The organism is Pseudomonas sp. I8001 (assembly GCF_013385345.1).
Lineage (GTDB): Bacteria > Pseudomonadota > Gammaproteobacteria > Pseudomonadales > Pseudomonadaceae > Aquipseudomonas.
Map to the genome: position 1 here is coordinate 51,742 of NZ_JACAQC010000043.1, position 17,548 is coordinate 69,289.

Sequence of the window (17,548 nt, forward strand, 5' to 3'; positions counted from 1 at the left end):
CTTAATGGTCAGCAGCCGGGCCGCCGATCGGGGCTTCAGGGCGTTCGTTCTGTACCACTGGCGGCGTGCCCGAAGTACCCGAACCACCTTCCCAATCGCGAGGCTCGCGAGGCGTACGACCAGCCATGATGTCGTCAATCTGCTCGGCATCAATGGTCTCGTACTTCATCAGGGCATCAGCCATGGCGTCGAGCTTGTCGCGGTTGTCGGTGAGGATCTGCTTGGCCGTGCCGTAGCACTGGTCAATGATGCTGCGCACCTCGGAGTCGATCAGCTTGGCTGTCTCGCCGGAGAAGCTGGCAGCTTGACCACCACCACCGCGACCCAGGAATACTTCGCCTTCTTCCTCGGCATACATCAAAGGACCGAGTTTCTCCGACAGACCCCACTTGGTCACCATGTTCCGTGCAATCTGGCTGGCACGCATGATGTCGTTGGAGGCACCGGTGGTAACACCGTCGAAGCCCAGGGTCATCTCTTCGGCGATCCGGCCGCCATACAGCGAGCAGATCTGGCTGATCAAGGCACGTTTGGAGAGGCTGTAGCGATCCTCTTCCGGCAGGAACATGGTGACGCCCAGCGCCCGGCCACGAGGAATGATCGATACCTTGTAGACCGGGTCATGCTCAGGCACAACGCGACCAACAATGGCGTGACCGGCTTCATGATAAGCGGTGTTCTGCTTCTCTTTCTCGGACATGACCATGGATTTGCGCTCGGCGCCCATCATGATCTTGTCTTTCGCCAGCTCGAACTCCTTCATTTCAACGATGCGCTTGCCGGTACGGGCGGCAAACAGCGACGCCTCATTCACCAGGTTGGCAAGGTCGGCACCGGAGAAGCCTGGAGTACCACGGGCAATCACGGCCGGAGCCACGTCGTCGCCCATTGGCACTTTGCGCATGTGCACTTTCAGGATCTGCTCACGACCACGGATGTCTGGCAACCCGACAACGACCTGACGGTCAAAACGGCCCGGACGCAGCAACGCGGGGTCGAGTACGTCTGGACGGTTGGTTGCGGCGATCACGATGATGCCGTCGTTCATTTCAAAGCCGTCCATCTCAACCAGCAACTGGTTAAGCGTCTGCTCACGCTCATCATGACCGCCGCCCATGCCGGCGCCACGATGGCGACCAACGGCGTCGATTTCATCGATGAAGATGATGCACGGAGCGTGCTTCTTGGCCTGTTCGAACATATCGCGAACACGGCTGGCACCTACACCGACGAACATTTCGACGAAGTCGGAACCGGAAATGGTGAAGAAAGGTACTTTGGCTTCGCCGGCAATGGCCTTGGCCAACAGGGTTTTACCGGTACCTGGCGGGCCAACCATCAGCACACCGCGAGGAATACGGCCACCCAGGCGCTGGAACTTGCCCGGATCGCGCAGGAATTCAACCAGTTCGCCCACTTCTTCCTTGGCTTCGTCGCAGCCCGCAACGTCAGCCAGGGTGGTTTTCACCTGATCTTCGGAAAGCAGGCGCGCCTTGCTCTTGCCGAAGCTCATCGGCCCGCCCTTGCCTCCCGCACCACCTTGCATCTGGCGCATGAAGAACATGAACACGGCGATAATCACCAGTATCGGGAAGCTGGCCACCAGGAGCTGGGTCCAGATGCTCTGCTGCTCAGGCTGCTTGCCTTCAACAACCACGTGGTTATCCACCAGGTCGCCGATCAGGCCATTGTCCTGGATTGCCGGACGGATGGTCTTGAAGCTGTCGCCATCGTTGCGCTTGCCGGTAATCACGTAGCCATCAACCGCTACGCGCTCGACCTTGCCATCCTTAACTTGCTGGATGAAGTCGGAATAGTTGAGGGTCTGCGGCTCGTTAGGGCTGGAGAAGTTGTTCATCACCGTCACGAGGACAGCCGCGATGATCAACCACAGGATCAGATTCTTTGCCATATCGTTCAATTAACTACCCTCTGAAGCAAGCTCCGCTACTGGCGCGTGCTTCGCATGATATTCACCGGCCTAACTTACTACATTACCTACAACTCTGGCAGGCGCCGTCTGTAACCCTTTGTGAAACTTTGACTACACAATATTCGTAAAGCTTCATGACGAAAGCGATATAAAAAAACCTATCGCCTCCGTCAAATTTCTCAAAAACGCTCTTCACTGGCAGCGCCTTCAATGCCACGGAAGCCGCGACCCAGCAAATACTGCTCGCGAGACCTGTCCCGGGAAGAGTCAGGCTTGCGTGTCTGTACCTTGTCGAACAGTTTGCGGATGTTCTTGTGATACTCGTCGAAGCCTTCACCCTGGAAGACCTTGACCAGGAAGTCACCACCCGGACGCAGTACCCGTCCTGCCAGGTCCAGTGCCAATTCGCACAGGAACATGGCTCGCGGCATATCAACAGCCGGTAATCCACTCATATTGGGGGCCATATCGGAAATCACAAGGTCTACCTGCGAATTTCCGACGGCCTCAAGGATCTGTGCCAGCACTTCATCCTGGGTAAAATCGCCGTGAACAAAGGTCACGTCAGGGATGCTGTCCATTTCCAGGATGTCGGAAGCGATCAAACGACCTTGTCCACCAATCAGACGACTGGTCACCTGGGACCAGCCACCCGGGGCGGCACCCAGGTCGATAACGCTCATGCCAGGACGGATCAACTTGTCCTTTTCCTGGATCTCCAGCAGTTTGTAGCTGGCCCGGGAACGGTAGCCATCCTTTTGCGCCATTTTGACGTAAGGGTCGTTGAAATGCTCTTGCAGCCACTTAAGGCTAGTTTTGGAACGGGCCACGGGCCACCTCGAAAATAAAACGGGTCGTGATTAACTGGGCGGTCCCGGACTCGCTCGGGTAAACTGGCCGCCGCTTTTTACAAGATCAGACGCAGGGGTCAGATTATGCCGCTCACTCAAGAGCAGAAGAAACAGTACAAATCCATTGGCCACCATCTGAAACCAGTTTTGATTGTGGCTGACAACGGTTTGACTGAAGGTGTGTTAGCCGAACTTGAACGCGCATTGGGCGATCACGAGCTAATCAAGATCAAGGTCAGCATCCTTGATCGCGAGGCGCGCCTGGCAGCTATTGCAGAACTGTGCAAGGCTGGCAAAGCGGACCTGGTTCAGGTCATCGGCAAGATGGCGCTGCTGTATCGCAAGAACTTCAGCGCCAACAAGCAACTGTCGAACGTACACCGCTTCAAGTGAAACAAGGGTCACGGGCGTGCTTCGCACGCCCTGCCACTCCATCCTGGCGCCGGCTGTACAACCAGCACCAACCCGGAAAACCCTAGCACAAGATAGCTGAACAGCTGCCAGCGCAACGCCTCCGGCAGAAAGATGCGCACCACGCAAAACATTGCGCACGCATACAGCGCCATCAACAGCAGTTGCCCGCGAATATCCCGCCACAGACTCCCCAAGCCTTCGGCCTTGATCAGCACCAGCGCCTGAAGCGTCACGCACGCCGCTGCAAAACCTACCAGCAACGCGCTTAATAATCCGCTGACCTCATCGATCAGCAACGGTGCCAGGCCAATCAGGCCCAGCGCCGGCAGCACACCAATATGTAACAGCCATAGGCCGCCAACCCAAAGCATCTGGGCAAACTGCCAAAGCATGGCGCCCGCACGAAGCGGGCGCCGTCTTTCAGATGTGACGAACTTCGACAATCTCGTACTCGATCACGCCACCTGGCGTCTTGACGGCCACCACGTCACCCTCTTCCTTGGCAATCAAGGCGCGGGCCAGCGGCGAACCGACGGAGATCTTGCCGAGTTTGAAGTCGGCCTCGTCTTCACCCACGATGTGGTAAACCACGCTTTCGTCAGTCTCGACGTTGGCGATTTCCACGGTGGTGCCGAAAATCACCTTGCCGGTATGCGGGATGGTCGTGACGTCGATAACCACCGAATTCTGCAGGCGGCCTTCGATGTCACGGATCCGCGCCTCGACCATACCTTGCTGCTCGCGGGCAGCATGGTATTCAGCGTTTTCCTTCAGGTCACCCAATTCCCGGGCCGTACCGATGTCCTGGCTCAGCTTTGGACGGACGACCTTGGTCAGGTGGGCGTGCTCTTCTTCCAGGGCTTTTGCGCCCTGGACGGTCATTGGGTATTTGATCATGCCTTCAATCCTGCGTGTAGATCCTGCAAGCGACGCACGGTTTTTTCAGGACCGAACTTCAGCGCTTCGCAGATAGCTTCGCCAGCAGCAATGGTGGTGGTGCAGTAGATCTTGTGCTGCAAGGCGTTACGACGAATGGAGTAGGAGTCCGCGATCGACTGGCGACCTTCGGTGGTGTTGATGATCAGGGTGACTTCGTCATTCTTGATCATGTCGACCACGTGTGGACGGCCTTCCGTCACCTTGTTCACGCGACGCACTTTCAGGCCGGCAGCCTCGATTAGCTTGGCGGTCCCGGCAGTGGCCACGACTTCGAAGCCCAAGTTGATCAGATCACGGGCCACACCTGCAACCAGCGGCTTGTCATCATCGCGCACGCTGATGAACGCAGTACCGCCGGTAGGCAGCACTTCGCTGGCGCCCATCTGGGCTTTGGCGAATGCTTCACCGAAGGTATCGCCCACGCCCATCACTTCACCGGTGGACTTCATCTCCGGGCCCAGGATCGGGTCCACACCAGGGAATTTGGCGAATGGGAACACCGCCTCTTTCACACTGTAGAAGTTCGGAATGATTTCCTTGGTGAAGCCGATTTCCTTCAAGGTCTTACCGGCCATCACACGGGCAGCAATCATTGCCAGGGAAACACCGATGCACTTGGAAACAAACGGCACGGTACGCGAGGCGCGCGGGTTGACTTCGATGACGTAGATGTCTTCGCCTTGCAGCGCCAACTGTACGTTCATCAGGCCGACCACGCCCAGCTCCAGGGCCATTTTCTTGACCTGTTCGCGCATCTCGTCCTGGATGTGTGCAGGCAGCGAGTATGGCGGCAGCGAGCAAGCGGAGTCACCGGAGTGAACGCCAGCCTGTTCGATGTGCTGCATGATCGCGCCGATCACCACGTCGGTGCCGTCGCAGACCGCATCCACGTCCATCTCGATGGCGCAGTTGAGGAAGTGGTCCAGCAGCACCGGGCTGTCGTTGGACACTTTCACCGCATCACGCAGGTAACGCTTGAGTTCGTCTTCTTCGTAGACGATTTCCATCGCCCGGCCGCCCAGTACGTAGGACGGACGCACCACCAGCGGGTAACCAATCTTGCTGGCCGCGCGGATCGCTTCGTCTTCGCTGCGCACAGTGGCGTTTGGCGGCTGACGCAGGTTCAGGCGCTCAACCATCTGCTGGAAGCGCTCACGGTCTTCGGCGCGGTCGATAGCGTCAGGGCTGGTACCGATGATCGGCACGCCAGCAGCTTCAAGTGCGCGCGCCAGTTTCAACGGGGTTTGGCCGCCGTACTGGACGATCACGCCTTTTGGCTTCTCGACACGGCAGATTTCCAGTACGTCTTCCAGCGTTACCGGCTCGAAGTACAGACGGTCGGAAGTGTCGTAGTCAGTAGAAACAGTTTCCGGGTTGCAGTTGACCATGATGGTCTCGTACCCGTCTTCGCGCAGGGCGAGAGCGGCGTGTACGCAGCAATAATCGAACTCGATGCCTTGGCCGATACGGTTTGGACCGCCGCCCAGGATCATGATCTTGTCGCGGCCCGACGGCGCGGCTTCGCACTCTTCCTCGTAGGTGGAGTACATGTATGCAGTGTCGGTGGCGAACTCGGCCGCACAGGTATCAACGCGCTTGTAGACCGGGAAGATGTCCAGCTTGTGGCGATGGGTGCGCAGGTTCTTCTCGGTCACGCCCAGCAGCTTGGCCAGACGCATGTCGGAGAAACCTTTGCGCTTGAGGCGGAACATCAGGTCGCGGTCGATGGAGGACAGACCGAGGGTCTTGACCTTCTCTTCTTCCTTGATCAGATCTTCGATCTGCACCAGGAACCACGGGTCGATCATGTTCATGCCGAAGATGTCTTCGACGGTCATGCCGGCGCGGAAAGCATCGGCCACGTACCAGATACGCTCGGCACCCGGCACGGTCAGCTCGCGCTTGAGCACGCTCATGCTTTCCGGGTTGCTCAGGTCGAGCTTCTCGTCCAGACCGCAAACACCCACTTCCAGGCCGCGCAGGGCTTTCTGCAGGGACTCCTGGAAGGTCCGGCCGATGGCCATGACTTCACCGACCGACTTCATCTGAGTGGTCAGGCGGGCGTCGGCTTTCGGGAATTTCTCGAAAGCGAAACGTGGCAGCTTGGTGACGACGTAATCGATCGACGGCTCGAAGGAAGCTGGCGTTGCGCCGCCGGTGATTTCGTTCTGCAGCTCGTCCAGGGTGTAACCGATCGCCAGCTTGGCGGCGATGCGCGCAATCGGGAAGCCGGTAGCTTTCGATGCCAGCGCCGAAGAACGCGATACACGCGGGTTCATCTCGATCACAACCATGCGGCCAGTGTCCGGGCAGATGCCGAACTGGACGTTGGAGCCACCGGTTTCCACACCGATCTCACGCAGCACCGCCAAAGAGGCGTTACGCATGATCTGGTATTCCTTGTCCGTCAGGGTCTGTGCCGGCGCAACGGTGATCGAGTCACCGGTGTGCACGCCCATCGGGTCGAAGTTTTCGATCGAGCAGACGATGATGCAGTTGTCCTTCTTATCGCGGACAACCTCCATCTCATATTCTTTCCAGCCGATCAGGGATTCGTCGATCAGCAGCTCTTTGGTCGGAGACAGGTCCAGGCCGCGGGCGCAGATTTCTTCGAACTCTTCACGGTTGTAAGCGATACCGCCGCCGGTGCCGCCCATGGTGAAGGACGGACGGATGATGCACGGGAAGCCCAGGCGCTCAAGGACCGCGTTGGCCTCTTCCATGCTGTGGGCGATACCGGAACGCGGGCAATCAAGGCCGATGGACTTCATGGCCTTGTCGAAACGCGAACGGTCTTCAGCCTTGTCGATGGTGTCGGCATTGGCGCCGATCATCTCTACGCCGAACTTCTCCAGGACGCCTTCGCGCTCCAGGTCCAGTGCGCAGTTCAGGGCGGTCTGGCCACCCATGGTTGGCAGCAGGGCGTCCGGACGCTCTTTCTCGATGATCTTGGCAACGGTCTGCCACTTGATCGGCTCGATGTAGGTGGCGTCGGCCATGTCCGGGTCGGTCATGATGGTGGCCGGGTTGGAGTTCACCAGGATGACGCGGTAGCCCTCTTCGCGCAGGGCTTTACAGGCCTGGGCGCCGGAGTAGTCGAATTCGCAGGCCTGGCCGATCACGATCGGGCCAGCGCCGAGAATCAGGATGCTTTTTATGTCTGTACGTTTTGGCATGGGTTTGTCACTCAAATCCGCAGGTCAGTCGGCAAGCCGTCTTGAACAATCTTTGAAGAGCCCGAGGGGGCCGCCGGTTTCCCGGGCCGCCCTCAGGCCGCTCAGTTAGCGTCGCTTGGCCATCTCATTGATGAAACGGTCGAACAGCGGCGCTACGTCGTTCGGGCCCGGGCTTGCTTCAGGGTGGCCCTGGAAGCTGAACGCGCTCTTGTCGGTGCGCTCGATACCTTGCAGGGAACCGTCGAACAGCGACTTGTGAATCGCCCGGACGTTGCCCGGCAGCGTCGCTTCATCCACCGCAAAACCGTGGTTCTGGCTGGTGATCATCACGACGCCAGTGTCCAGGTCCTGCACCGGGTGGTTGGCACCGTGGTGGCCGTGACCCATTTTCAGGGTCTTGGCGCCGGAGGCCAGGGCCAGCAGTTGGTGGCCGAGGCAGATGCCGAACACCGGGATCTCGGTTTCCAGCACTTCCTTGATCGCCTTGATGGCATAGTCGCAAGGCTCCGGGTCACCCGGGCCGTTGGACAGGAACACGCCGTCCGGCTGCAGGGCCAGTACGTCGTTGGCCGGGGTCTGCGCAGGCACCACGGTCACGCGGCAACCGCGCTCGACCAGCATGCGCAGGATGTTGTGCTTGATACCGTAGTCGTAGGCCACGACGTGGTACGGCAGTTCGGAAGCTTCGATGGTCGCGTGGCTGTCGGTCTTCAAGTCCCAGACGGTGGAGCGCCACTCGTACGTTTCCTTGGTGCTGACGACTTTCGCCAGATCCATGCCTTTCAGGCCAGGGAAACCTTGGGCCGCTGCGATCGCTGCTTCTTCGGAGATGTTGTCACCGGCCATGATGCAGCCGTTCTGCGAGCCTTTTTCACGCAGGATGCGTGTCAGGCGACGCGTATCGATACCGGCGATCGCCACAACGTTGTTGGCTTTCAGGTAATCGGACAGGGACATCGTGTTACGCCAGTTGCTCGCTACCAGTGGCAGGTCACGAATGACCAGGCCAGCCGACCAGACACGATCAGACTCGGCGTCTTCCGGTGTAGTACCGGTGTTGCCGATGTGCGGATAGGTCAGGGTAACGATCTGTTGGGCGTAGGAAGGATCAGTAAGGATTTCCTGATAGCCGGTCATGGCGGTGTTGAACACCACCTCTCCAACGGTCTGACCGTCGGCTCCAATGGCTTCGCCGCGAAAAATGCTGCCATCAGCAAGGGCGAGTATGGCTGGCTTAGTCAAGAAGACCTCCCGTAAATAAAGCCTGAAAGGGCGATCGCAGGTTGTAAAAAAGCGGAGTGACGTATGGACACGTCACCCCGCTTCTTCACTGAATTATTCTGCGCGCTTTTAGTGGACACACTAAAGCTGTAGCTTACAGAAAAAGGCTTTTTTGGTCCACCGCTAATGAGCCTTAAAGGCAGGGGAATGCGACAGGACGTCGCCTAGCGGGTAAAAACGGGGCCTCAGCATATTCCTGAGACCCCGTTTTAGCTACTTCTTAATGCAGGTCCAGCACGTCGCGCATGTCGTACAGGGCCGGCGCACGACCCTCCAGCCACAGCGCCGCACGTACGGCACCCTTGGCGAACGTCATGCGGCTCGAGGCCTTGTGGGTGATCTCAAGACGCTCACCCTCGGTTGCGAACAACACCGTGTGATCGCCCACCACATCACCGCCGCGAACGGTGGCAAAACCGATGGTGTCGTGAGCGCGGGCACCGGTGTGACCTTCGCGACCGTACACCGCCACCTTCGACAGGTCCCGCCCGAGAGCATCGGCAATCGCCTCGCCCATACGCAATGCCGTACCGGACGGCGCATCGATCTTGTGCCGGTGATGAGTCTCGATGATCTCGATGTCAGCCTCATCACCCATCACCCGCGCCGCCATGTCGAGCAGCTTCAGCGACAGATTGACGCCAACGCTGAAATTGGCCGCGAACACGATTGGAATATCCTTGCCCGCCTCCACCAGCAGCTGCTTTTGCTCGGCGCTCAGGCCCGTTGTGCCGATCACCATGGCCTTGCCCGCCTTGCGGCAGAACGCCAGGTTTTTCAGCATCACGTCCGGCAGGGTGAAATCGATCAGCACGTCGAACTCGTCGGCAACCTGCTCCAGATTGCCGGACAACGAAACGCCGATCCGCCCCAGGGACGCCAACTCACCCGCATCCGCACCAATCAAGGTGCTGCCGGGACGAACAATCGCCGCCGTCAGCCCGGAGGCCGGCGAGCGTGCCTGCACGGCCTCGACCAGGGTCTTGCCCATGCGCCCGGCAGCGCCCATCACCGCGATACGTCGCATACTCACTTCCTTACAGGTCGCCGAAGAAGCGCTTCACGCCTTCGAACCAGCCGGTGGTCTTTGGCGAATGAGTGTCATCGCCGGCCAGGGAGCTGCGGAACTCTTCCAACAGTTCGCGCTGACGACGCCCCAGGTTCACCGGCGTCTCTACCGCCACACGGCACATCAGGTCGCCAGCACCGCCACCGCGCACCGGCGCAACGCCTTTGCCACGGATACGGAACTGCTTGCCGGTCTGCGTACCCTCAGGGATCTTCAGCTTGACCCGACCGTCCAGCGTCGGAATCTCAAGCTCGCCACCCAGGGCCGCATCGACAAAGCTGATCGGCACTTCACAGAACAAATGCTTGCCGTCGCGCTGGAAGATCGAGTGCTCGCGCACATTGATCACCACGTACAGGTCGCCCGTCGGGCCGCCCTGAGTGCCCGCCTCGCCTTCGCCCGACAGACGAATGCGGTCGCCGGTATCAACACCCGCCGGCACTTTCACCGAGAGGGTCTTGTACTCTTCGACACGCCCTTCGCCGTGGCACGAGTCGCACGGATCGGAAATGATCTTGCCCTGGCCGTGGCAGCGCGGGCAGGTTTGCTGCACCGAGAAGAAGCCTTGCTGCATGCGTACCTGACCGATACCGCCGCAAGTCGGGCAAGTGATCGGCGAGGAGCCTTTCTTGGCACCCGAACCGTCGCACGGCTTGCAATTGACCAGCGTCGGAACACGGATATTGACGCTGGTGCCACGCACCGCTTCTTCCAGGTTCAGTTCCAGGGTGTAACGCAGGTCGCTGCCACGCTGGGCACCGCCACGCTGGCCACCGCGGCCGCCGCCAAAGAAGTCGCTGAACACGTCACCGAAAATATCGGAGAAGTTCTGCCCGCCGAAACCGGCACCGCCGCCACCCATGCTTGGGTCGACACCGGCATGGCCATACTGATCGTAAGCGGCGCGCTTGTTCGGATCACACAGGCATTCGTAGGCCTCATTGGCCTCTTTGAACAGCTCTTCGGATTCTTTGCTATCCGGATTACGGTCCGGGTGGTGCTTCATCGCCAGGCGACGGTAAGCCTTTTTCAGGTCCGCCTCGCTGGAGCCGCGCTCCACACCCAACACTTCGTAATAGTCACGCTTTGCCATAAGTCTTTGCACTCTTAAGGACGTCCGGCAAAACCCTCCTGAGCCTTGCCAAACTCGTTGAGCCCCAATACAGGCCCGGACCCAACTCACGTCAATTCAACGATCCTGGTCGTTACTGCTTTCAACCGGAAACCGGCCAAAAACGCGGTGACTGTCGTCCGGAAAGCAGGAGCATTCCCGATCACACCGCCAGCATCCGAGCGTTGTCGCATGCTGTAAAAATTCGCGTACCCCAGACACGCCAACGCGGGAGCAAGCTCCCGCGCGGCGACATCCTACCAGTCACCGCTTGTGAGCGGTCAACCGGGCGACCAAGTTACTTCTGGTCTTTGACTTCTTCGAACTCGGCATCGACAACGTCGTCGTGCTTGGCTTCAGGTTCTGCCTGGTGTGCAGCACCGTCAGCCGGCTGACCTTGTTCGGCGTACATTTTCTGAGCCACTGGCGCAGAGACTTTCGACAGCTCTTCAACCTTGGCTTCGATAGCAGCCTTGTCGTCGCCTTTAACGGCGGCTTCCAGGGCAACTACTGCGGCTTCGATTGCAGTTTTCTCTTCAGCAGTCACTTTGTCGCCAGCATCAGCGATCATTTTGCGAGTCGAGTGAACCAGTGCATCACCCTGGTTACGGGCAGCGGCCAGCTCTTCGAACTTGCGGTCTTCGTCAGCGTTGGCTTCAGCGTCACGGATCATCTGCTGGATTTCTTCCTCGGACAGACCCGAGTTAGCCTTGATCACGATCGACTGAGTCTTGCCGGTGGCCTTGTCTTTGGCGCCTACGTGCAGAATGCCGTTGGCGTCGATGTCGAAGGTCACTTCAATTTGCGGCACGCCACGTGGTGCTGGTGGAATCTCGGCCAGGTCGAACTTGCCCAGGGACTTGTTCTGACCGGCTTGCTTACGCTCACCTTGCAGCACGTGAATGGTCACGGCGCCCTGGTTGTCGTCGGCAGTCGAGAACACTTGCGATTTCTTGGTAGGAATCGTGGTGTTTTTCTCGATCAGCGCAGTCATCACGCCGCCCATGGTTTCGATACCCAGGGTCAGCGGGCTTACGTCCAGCAGCAGAACGTCTTTCACGTCGCCGGCCAATACCGCGCCCTGGATGGCAGCACCCATGGCAACTGCTTCGTCCGGGTTCACGTCTTTACGCGCTTCTTTACCGAAGAACTCGGTCACCAGCTTCTGAACCAGTGGCATACGGGTCTGACCGCCCACCAGGATCACGTCGTTGATCGCGCCAACGTCGATACCCGAGTCTTTCAGCGCAATGCGGCAAGGCTCGATGGTGCGTTGAACCAGGTCTTCTACCAGCGCTTCCAGCTTGGCGCGGGAGATTTTCACGTTCAAGTGCTTAGGACCGGTAGCGTCTGCAGTGATGTACGGCAGGTTCACGTCGGTCGAATTGCTCGAAGACAGTTCGATCTTGGCTTTCTCAGCGGCTTCTTTCAGGCGCTGCATGGCCAGCGGGTCACCCTTGAGGTTCATGCCGCTTTCTTTCTTGAATTCGTCAACGAGGTAGTCGATCAGACGAATGTCAAAGTCTTCACCGCCCAGGAACGTGTCACCGTTGGTGGCCAACACTTCGAACTGGTGCTCGCCATCGACTTCAGCGATTTCGATCACGGAAACGTCGAAGGTACCGCCACCCAGGTCGTAAACGATCACAGTGTGGTCGCCCTTGGCCTTGTCCATACCGTAGGCCAGAGCGGCTGCGGTTGGTTCGTTGATGATACGTTTCACGTCCAGGCCAGCAATGCGGCCGGCGTCTTTGGTCGCCTGGCGCTGGCTGTCGTTGAAGTAGGCCGGAACGGTGATCACCGCTTCAGTCACGGCTTCACCGAGGTAGTCTTCGGCGGTTTTCTTCATCTTTTTCAAGATTTCAGCCGAGATTTGTGGCGGCGACATTTTCTGGCCGTTCACTTCAACCCAGGCGTCACCGTTGTCAGCCTTGGCGATTTTGTACGGGACCATCTTGATGTCTTTCTGTACGACTTCTTCGTCGAACTTACGACCGATCAGACGCTTCACCGCGTACAGGGTGTTATGCGGATTGGTCACAGCTTGACGCTTGGCGGACTGGCCCACCAGGATTTCGCCGTCGTTGGCATAAGCCACGATGGACGGAGTGGTGCGTGCGCCTTCGGCGTTTTCAATAACTTTGGATACGCCGTTTTCCAGCACGGAGACGCAGGAGTTGGTAGTCCCCAGGTCGATACCGATAATTTTGCCCATGATTTACTCTCCCGAAACTTAGATTTTTTTGCCGCAGCAGTGGTGGCTAACTGCGGCAGTACTTAAACGCTTGACTTATAGATGGGGCCGTTACGACTTATTTCAAGCCTGCTCATCAATAGAAGGTGCAACCGGTGCAGGAGCCTTGCTCACCACAACCATTGCCGGGCGCAGCAAGCGACCGTTGAGCTGGTAACCCTTCTGGAACACCTTCAATACGCTGTTCGGCTCAAGATCAGCGTTTTCCTGCATCGCCATTGCCTGGTGATGCTCGGCATTGAACGGCTCGCCGCCTTGCGGATCGATGGCTTCCAGCTGATAACGCTTCAGGGTGTCCTGGAACATTTTCAGGGTCAGTTCGATCCCTTCGCGCATTGGGCGGATGTTTTCGTCGTCCGGGTTGGACAGCTCAAGGCCACGCTCCAGGCTGTCGATGATCGGCAACAGATCACCGGCAAATTTTTCCAGGGCGAATTTGTGAGCTTTTTCTACATCCTGCTCGGCGCGGCGGCGGACGTTCTGCAGATCGGCGGCAACACGCAACGATTGATCCTGTGCGCCTGCCAATTGCTCTTCGAGCACTTGCACACGAGCGGCCAGGTCTTCACCCGCGGCCTGGTTGGCGTCTGGATTTTGCGTATCCTGCGTCTGTTCGTCAGCCATAGATTTCTCCTTTCAAAATCATGCGCGAACTCGACTCGCGCTTCTGTTCCGGTATATGGGGCCACAATTTTCAGGTTCAAGGGTTGAGGCGTTACCAAAAGTCTTTCACTTGTCCTGGATCAATTCTTATCAATCATTCCCTGTTGCGCTTAAAAAGCGATTTATTCAAGCAAATCGGACTAAGCATCAGGATTGTCACCTCCAAACAAAACACTGTATAAATAACCAGACCTAAAGCCTGGGAGCGGCCGTCATGCTGGTGCACCTGTCCGTACATAACTACGCCATCGTTGAACATCTGGATCTTGAACTGGATCGCGGGATGAGCGTAATCACAGGCGAAACCGGCGCCGGCAAGTCGATCATGCTCGACGCCCTGGGCCTGACCCTGGGTGATCGCGCCGACAGCGGAGTGGTACGCCCGGGCGCCGACAAGGCCGATATCCTCGCCACCTTTGACCTGGCCGATATCCCGGAAGCCGAGGCCTGGCTTGCCGAGCGCGACCTTAACAATGAAGGCCCGTGCATCCTGCGCCGGGTGATCACGGCCGAAGGGCGCTCCCGCGGCTATATAAATGGCACGCCCTGCCCGCTCGGCGATTTGAAAGCCCTGGGCGAACTGCTGATCGATATCCACAGCCAGCATGAACACCAGTCCCTGCTGAAAACCGACACCCATCGCCGACTCCTCGACGAGTACGCCGGCGCCACGGACCTTGCGCGCCAGGTGCAATTGGCTGCGCAGCGCTGGCGCCAGACCCGCCAGGAGCTGGAGCGCCTCTCCAACTCCGGCGATGAGCAGCGCGCCCGTCACCAGTTGCTCAGCTACCAACTGGAAGAACTGGAAAGCCTGGGGCTCGGCGAGACGGAACTGGAGCAACTGGAACAGGAACACAAGAACCTCACCAACGCCGAAACCCTGCTGGGTATCTGTCGGCAAGTAGTGGAGCAGTGCAGCGAAAGTGACTCCGGCAATGTGCTCAACGCCCTGACTGCCAGCCTGAACCGGCTATCCAGCGTGAATAACGCATCAGGCTCGCTGAACGAAGCCACCACCTTGCTGACCAGCGCGCAAATCCAGGTAGAAGAAGCCGTGGGCGAGCTGAACCGCTTTCTCGATCACTTCGACGCCGACCCAGCCCGCCTGCAGGATATAGAAGAGCGCCTGGACACCATCTACACCCTGGCGCGCAAACACCGGATCCAGCCGACCGAAGTCGCAACCATGCAGCAAAAGCTGCTGGATGAAATTGAAACCCTGAACGCAAACGACGAATCCATCGAGCGACTGGGTGAAGAGCTGGCGTCCTTTGCTCGCCATTATCACGAGAAAGCCCGAGAACTCAGCGACCTGCGCCATCAGGCAGCGACCGGCCTGGCCAGCGCGGTGGAGCAGGAAATCCAGCGCCTGGGCATGCCCGGCGGGCGCTTCACCATCGAGTTGCACACTAACACCAGCAATGAACTGCTGCCCAACGGCCTTGAACAGGTAGAACTGCTGGTCAGCGCGAACCCGGGCCAGCCACTCAAGGCACTGGCAAAGGTAGCTTCCGGCGGCGAGCTGTCGCGGATCAGCCTGGCGATTCAGGTGATCACCGCCCAGACCTCTCGCGTGCCAACGCTGGTATTCGATGAAGTGGACGTAGGGATCGGCGGCCCGACTGCCGAGATCGTGGGCCAGTTGCTGCGCCGGCTGGGCGATCGCGGCCAGGTACTGACCGTTACCCACTTGCCACAAGTAGCCGCCCAAGGGCATCAGCACTTGTTCGTGCACAAGGTGCGAGGCAGCGATGCGACCCATACCGCCGTGTCCAAGCTGAACAAGACCGAACGGGTAGAAGAAGTGGCGCGGATGCTCGGCGGCATCGACCTGACCAAGGAGTCCTTGGCTCACGCGAAAAAAATGGTGGTAACCGCGAAGGTCTGAAGCCTGGCTTACTGAGTATTTTCTTTCTATAGAAAGCACGAAGGCGACCCTAGGGTCGCCTTCGATCGTTTCGCAGAGCGAATCTGCGTAGCTTTCTTACTTTTTCTTACGTATGTAGAGAACCAGATTGTGGTCCACCAAATCGAATCCATGCTGCTCAGCGATCATATGCTGGAGCTTCTCGATTTCCGGACTGGTGAACTCGATAACCTCATTGGTATCCAGGTCAACCATGTGGTCGTGATGACCGCCGTCGGCCAATTCGAACACTGCATGACCGCCGTCGAAATTATGACGAACCACCAGTCCTGCTGCTTCAAACTGGGTCAGAACACGGTAAACCGTGGCCAGGCCGACGTCCTCGTTAGACTCCATCAGCGCCTTGTATACATCCTCGGCACTCATGTGGCGCTGCTCAGCAGAATCGAGCATTTGTAGAATCTTGACTCGTGGCAGAGTCACTTTAAGACCGGCTTTGCGTAGTTCGCTATTTTCAACCATGGTTAGCTTTCTCGCGGATGCTGCTTCGCAGCTTCTCTTAATACGGGTATGATCGGCGTTTACGTTGTCCCAGCCAAGATAGTGGAAGTCGCCCACCGATGCAAAACACCAAGCTCTTGCTAACCAGTTTCACCTTTGTGGGACTGCTCGCACTCGCCGGTTGTTCATTCCCCGGGGTTTACAAAATCGACATCCAGCAGGGCAATGTCGTCACGCAGGACATGATAGACCAGTTACGCCCGGGAATGACCCGACGGCAAGTACGGTTTATCATGGGCAATCCCCTGCTGACCGACACATTCCATGCCGATCGCTGGGATTATCTCTATAGCATCCAACCTGGTGGCGGTGAACGCCAGCAGGAGCGGGTCAGTGTCATCTTCAATGGCAATGACCAGCTCGTCAGCCTGTCTGGGGACTTCAAACCGGGCGTAAGCCGCGATGAAGCCTTGCTGGGCAAGGACAACGGCACCACCGCTCCTGCGCCCGCGCAGAACGAGGAGAAGCCGAAGTCCGAAGTACCGGCCAAGCCTGGCTCGTTGTTGGACGAGATCCAGAAAGGCGTCGACGGCGTGCAAACCGTTCCGGTGCCAACTCCAGAACCTCTGGACGCCAGCCCGCAGTAAGTTTGTAACGCTCGATAAAAAGCCCGGCATGCCGGGCTTTTTGTTGTCTGCCGTTTCTCAAGCTATGAATTCTGCTGTTTTGCCTTGGCAGCCTTGGCCGCACGCAAACGACGTATCTCCATCGGATCTGCGAGCAATGGCCGATAGATCTCGATTCGGTCTCCAGCCTGCACCACACGCACGTCAGCGTCTGCCACCACCTTGCCGAAAATCCCCAAGGGGCAATCCTGCAGATTCAGCTCCGGAAATTGCGCAGCCATTCCCGAGCCCAACACTGCGGCCCTGAGGGTTGAGCCCGGCGCTACTGCCAGGCTCATCAACACCTGGCGATCCACCGCGGCGTACACCACCTCGATTTCAACCAATGGCTCAGCCATGCATTTGCTTGGCGCGCTGGCAAAACGCGTCCACCAGAGTATTCGCCGCCTGATTGAACAGTGGCCCCAGGGTGGCACGCACGATAGGGCCGGCATAGTCGAACGACAGGTCCAGGCTGATCTTGCAGGCTTTCTCGTTCAACGCCTTGAACACCCACACACCGTGCAACTGAGTGAACGGACCTTCTTCGAGATTCATCTCGATGGACTGCCCGGGCACCAGCGTGTTGCGCGTGACAAAGTGCTGGCTCAAGCCGCCCTTTGCCACCCCCACGCTGGCAACCATGTGCTCATCACTGTTCTCCAACACCTCGGCAGTCGAACACCAAGGCAGGAACTCCGGGTAACGCGCCACGTCGTTGACCAGGTCATAGAGCGCCTGTGCCGGATAAGGCAGCAGGGCCGAACGTTGAATATGCGTCGTCATGTGAGCGTTATTTCCACAGCTGAGCGGCAAACATCGCG

At 58.4% G+C, this 17,548-nt stretch carries 16 protein-coding genes; 3 read left to right on the forward strand and 13 right to left on the reverse strand.

The genetic code is table 11. The features are described from left to right. Nucleotide 1 precedes the first annotated feature (1 nt). Nucleotides 2-1,912 carry an ATP-dependent zinc metalloprotease FtsH gene (gene ftsH, locus HX839_RS25510; protein ID WP_008436840.1) on the reverse strand — a complete coding sequence of 637 codons (1,911 nt, stop codon included), beginning with the start codon at nucleotides 1,910-1,912 and terminating at the stop codon, nucleotides 2-4. 200 nt (nucleotides 1,913-2,112) lie between these two features. Next, nucleotides 2,113-2,763 carry a 23S rRNA (uridine(2552)-2'-O)-methyltransferase RlmE gene (gene rlmE / locus HX839_RS25515; protein WP_003212203.1) on the reverse strand — a complete coding sequence of 217 codons (651 nt, stop codon included), beginning with the start codon at nucleotides 2,761-2,763 and terminating at the stop codon, nucleotides 2,113-2,115. A 105-nt stretch (nucleotides 2,764-2,868) separates the two neighbouring features. Between rlmE and yhbY the strand changes: the two genes are divergently transcribed. Further along, entirely contained in the window at nucleotides 2,869-3,177 is a 309-nt protein-coding gene (gene yhbY, locus HX839_RS25520) for a ribosome assembly RNA-binding protein YhbY (protein ID WP_003212205.1), read from the forward strand. 8 nt (nucleotides 3,178-3,185) lie between these two features. Here the strand turns inward: yhbY and HX839_RS25525 are convergent, their stop codons facing one another. The 8 genes from HX839_RS25525 to grpE all read right to left on the reverse strand — a co-directional run bounded on the left by HX839_RS25525 (nucleotide 3,186) and on the right by grpE (nucleotide 13,652). Next, nucleotides 3,186-3,590 carry a hypothetical protein gene (locus HX839_RS25525; RefSeq protein WP_003212207.1) on the reverse strand — a complete coding sequence of 135 codons (405 nt, stop codon included), beginning with the start codon at nucleotides 3,588-3,590 and terminating at the stop codon, nucleotides 3,186-3,188. A gap of 28 nt (nucleotides 3,591-3,618) precedes the next feature. Beyond that, a complete protein-coding gene (gene greA, locus HX839_RS25530; RefSeq protein WP_003212209.1) occupies nucleotides 3,619-4,095 on the reverse strand; it encodes a transcription elongation factor GreA in 477 nt (158 codons plus the stop codon). After that, complete coding sequence (carB, locus tag HX839_RS25535) at nucleotides 4,092-7,313, reverse strand: carbamoyl-phosphate synthase large subunit (protein WP_003212212.1); 3,222 nt, start codon at nucleotides 7,311-7,313, stop codon at nucleotides 4,092-4,094. The genes greA and carB overlap by 4 nt, the downstream gene beginning before the upstream one ends. Before the next feature lie 105 nt (nucleotides 7,314-7,418). After that, nucleotides 7,419-8,555, reverse strand: a complete 1,137-nt coding sequence (gene carA, locus HX839_RS25540; protein WP_003212214.1) for a glutamine-hydrolyzing carbamoyl-phosphate synthase small subunit — start codon at nucleotides 8,553-8,555, stop codon at nucleotides 7,419-7,421. Nucleotides 8,556-8,814: 259 nt separating this feature from the next. Then, nucleotides 8,815-9,621: a 4-hydroxy-tetrahydrodipicolinate reductase gene (dapB, locus tag HX839_RS25545; RefSeq protein ID WP_003212216.1), complete on the reverse strand. Its 807-nt coding sequence runs from the start codon at nucleotides 9,619-9,621 to the stop codon at nucleotides 8,815-8,817. A gap of 10 nt (nucleotides 9,622-9,631) precedes the next feature. Then, on the reverse strand, nucleotides 9,632-10,756 hold the full coding sequence (gene dnaJ, locus HX839_RS25550; protein ID WP_003212219.1) for a molecular chaperone DnaJ: 1,125 nt from the start codon (nucleotides 10,754-10,756) through the stop codon (nucleotides 9,632-9,634). A gap of 316 nt (nucleotides 10,757-11,072) precedes the next feature. Next, a complete protein-coding gene (gene dnaK / locus HX839_RS25555; protein ID WP_003212222.1) occupies nucleotides 11,073-12,989 on the reverse strand; it encodes a molecular chaperone DnaK in 1,917 nt (638 codons plus the stop codon). 102 nt (nucleotides 12,990-13,091) lie between these two features. Beyond that, a complete protein-coding gene (grpE, locus tag HX839_RS25560) occupies nucleotides 13,092-13,652 on the reverse strand; it encodes a nucleotide exchange factor GrpE (RefSeq protein ID WP_003212224.1) in 561 nt (186 codons plus the stop codon). 253 nt (nucleotides 13,653-13,905) lie between these two features. Here grpE and recN point away from each other — a divergent pair, with 253 nt between their 5' ends. After that, entirely contained in the window at nucleotides 13,906-15,579 is a 1,674-nt protein-coding gene (gene recN / locus HX839_RS25565) for a DNA repair protein RecN (RefSeq protein WP_087693402.1), read from the forward strand. Between the two features lie 96 nt (nucleotides 15,580-15,675). Here the strand turns inward: recN and fur are convergent, their stop codons facing one another. Further along, nucleotides 15,676-16,080 carry a ferric iron uptake transcriptional regulator gene (fur, locus tag HX839_RS25570; RefSeq protein ID WP_003212228.1) on the reverse strand — a complete coding sequence of 135 codons (405 nt, stop codon included), beginning with the start codon at nucleotides 16,078-16,080 and terminating at the stop codon, nucleotides 15,676-15,678. 98 nt (nucleotides 16,081-16,178) lie between these two features. On the opposite strand from fur, the gene HX839_RS25575 reads away from it, so the two are divergent. Continuing rightward, complete coding sequence (locus HX839_RS25575; protein ID WP_003212232.1) at nucleotides 16,179-16,706, forward strand: outer membrane protein assembly factor BamE; 528 nt, start codon at nucleotides 16,179-16,181, stop codon at nucleotides 16,704-16,706. 62 nt (nucleotides 16,707-16,768) lie between these two features. Here the strand turns inward: HX839_RS25575 and HX839_RS25580 are convergent, their stop codons facing one another. Next, nucleotides 16,769-17,083 carry an RnfH family protein gene (locus tag HX839_RS25580; protein WP_177009217.1) on the reverse strand — a complete coding sequence of 105 codons (315 nt, stop codon included), beginning with the start codon at nucleotides 17,081-17,083 and terminating at the stop codon, nucleotides 16,769-16,771. Beyond that, nucleotides 17,076-17,510, reverse strand: a complete 435-nt coding sequence (locus tag HX839_RS25585; protein WP_177019335.1) for a type II toxin-antitoxin system RatA family toxin — start codon at nucleotides 17,508-17,510, stop codon at nucleotides 17,076-17,078. Before HX839_RS25585 ends, HX839_RS25580 begins: the two co-directional genes overlap by 8 nt. Nucleotides 17,511-17,548: the final 38 nt, after the last annotated feature.

What these genes read in the sequence shown, in the direction of transcription:
- ftsH (WP_008436840.1), bottom strand. Translation starts at nt 1,912, where the DNA reads ATGGCAAAGAATCTGATCCTGTGGTTGATCATCGCGGCTGTCCTCGTG.
- yhbY (WP_003212205.1), top strand. Translation starts at nt 2,869, where the DNA reads ATGCCGCTCACTCAAGAGCAGAAGAAACAGTACAAATCCATTGGCCAC.
- HX839_RS25525 (WP_003212207.1), bottom strand. Translation starts at nt 3,590, where the DNA reads ATGCTTTGGCAGTTTGCCCAGATGCTTTGGGTTGGCGGCCTATGGCTG.
- greA (WP_003212209.1), bottom strand. Translation starts at nt 4,095, where the DNA reads ATGATCAAATACCCAATGACCGTCCAGGGCGCAAAAGCCCTGGAAGAA.
- carB (WP_003212212.1), bottom strand. Translation starts at nt 7,313, where the DNA reads ATGCCAAAACGTACAGACATAAAAAGCATCCTGATTCTCGGCGCTGGC.
- dapB (WP_003212216.1), bottom strand. Translation starts at nt 9,621, where the DNA reads ATGCGACGTATCGCGGTGATGGGCGCTGCCGGGCGCATGGGCAAGACC.
- dnaJ (WP_003212219.1), bottom strand. Translation starts at nt 10,756, where the DNA reads ATGGCAAAGCGTGACTATTACGAAGTGTTGGGTGTGGAGCGCGGCTCC.
- dnaK (WP_003212222.1), bottom strand. Translation starts at nt 12,989, where the DNA reads ATGGGCAAAATTATCGGTATCGACCTGGGGACTACCAACTCCTGCGTC.
- grpE (WP_003212224.1), bottom strand. Translation starts at nt 13,652, where the DNA reads ATGGCTGACGAACAGACGCAGGATACGCAAAATCCAGACGCCAACCAG.
- recN (WP_087693402.1), top strand. Translation starts at nt 13,906, where the DNA reads ATGCTGGTGCACCTGTCCGTACATAACTACGCCATCGTTGAACATCTG.
- fur (WP_003212228.1), bottom strand. Translation starts at nt 16,080, where the DNA reads ATGGTTGAAAATAGCGAACTACGCAAAGCCGGTCTTAAAGTGACTCTG.
- HX839_RS25575 (WP_003212232.1), top strand. Translation starts at nt 16,179, where the DNA reads ATGCAAAACACCAAGCTCTTGCTAACCAGTTTCACCTTTGTGGGACTG.
- HX839_RS25580 (WP_177009217.1), bottom strand. Translation starts at nt 17,083, where the DNA reads ATGGCTGAGCCATTGGTTGAAATCGAGGTGGTGTACGCCGCGGTGGAT.
- HX839_RS25585 (WP_177019335.1), bottom strand. Translation starts at nt 17,510, where the DNA reads ATGACGACGCATATTCAACGTTCGGCCCTGCTGCCTTATCCGGCACAG.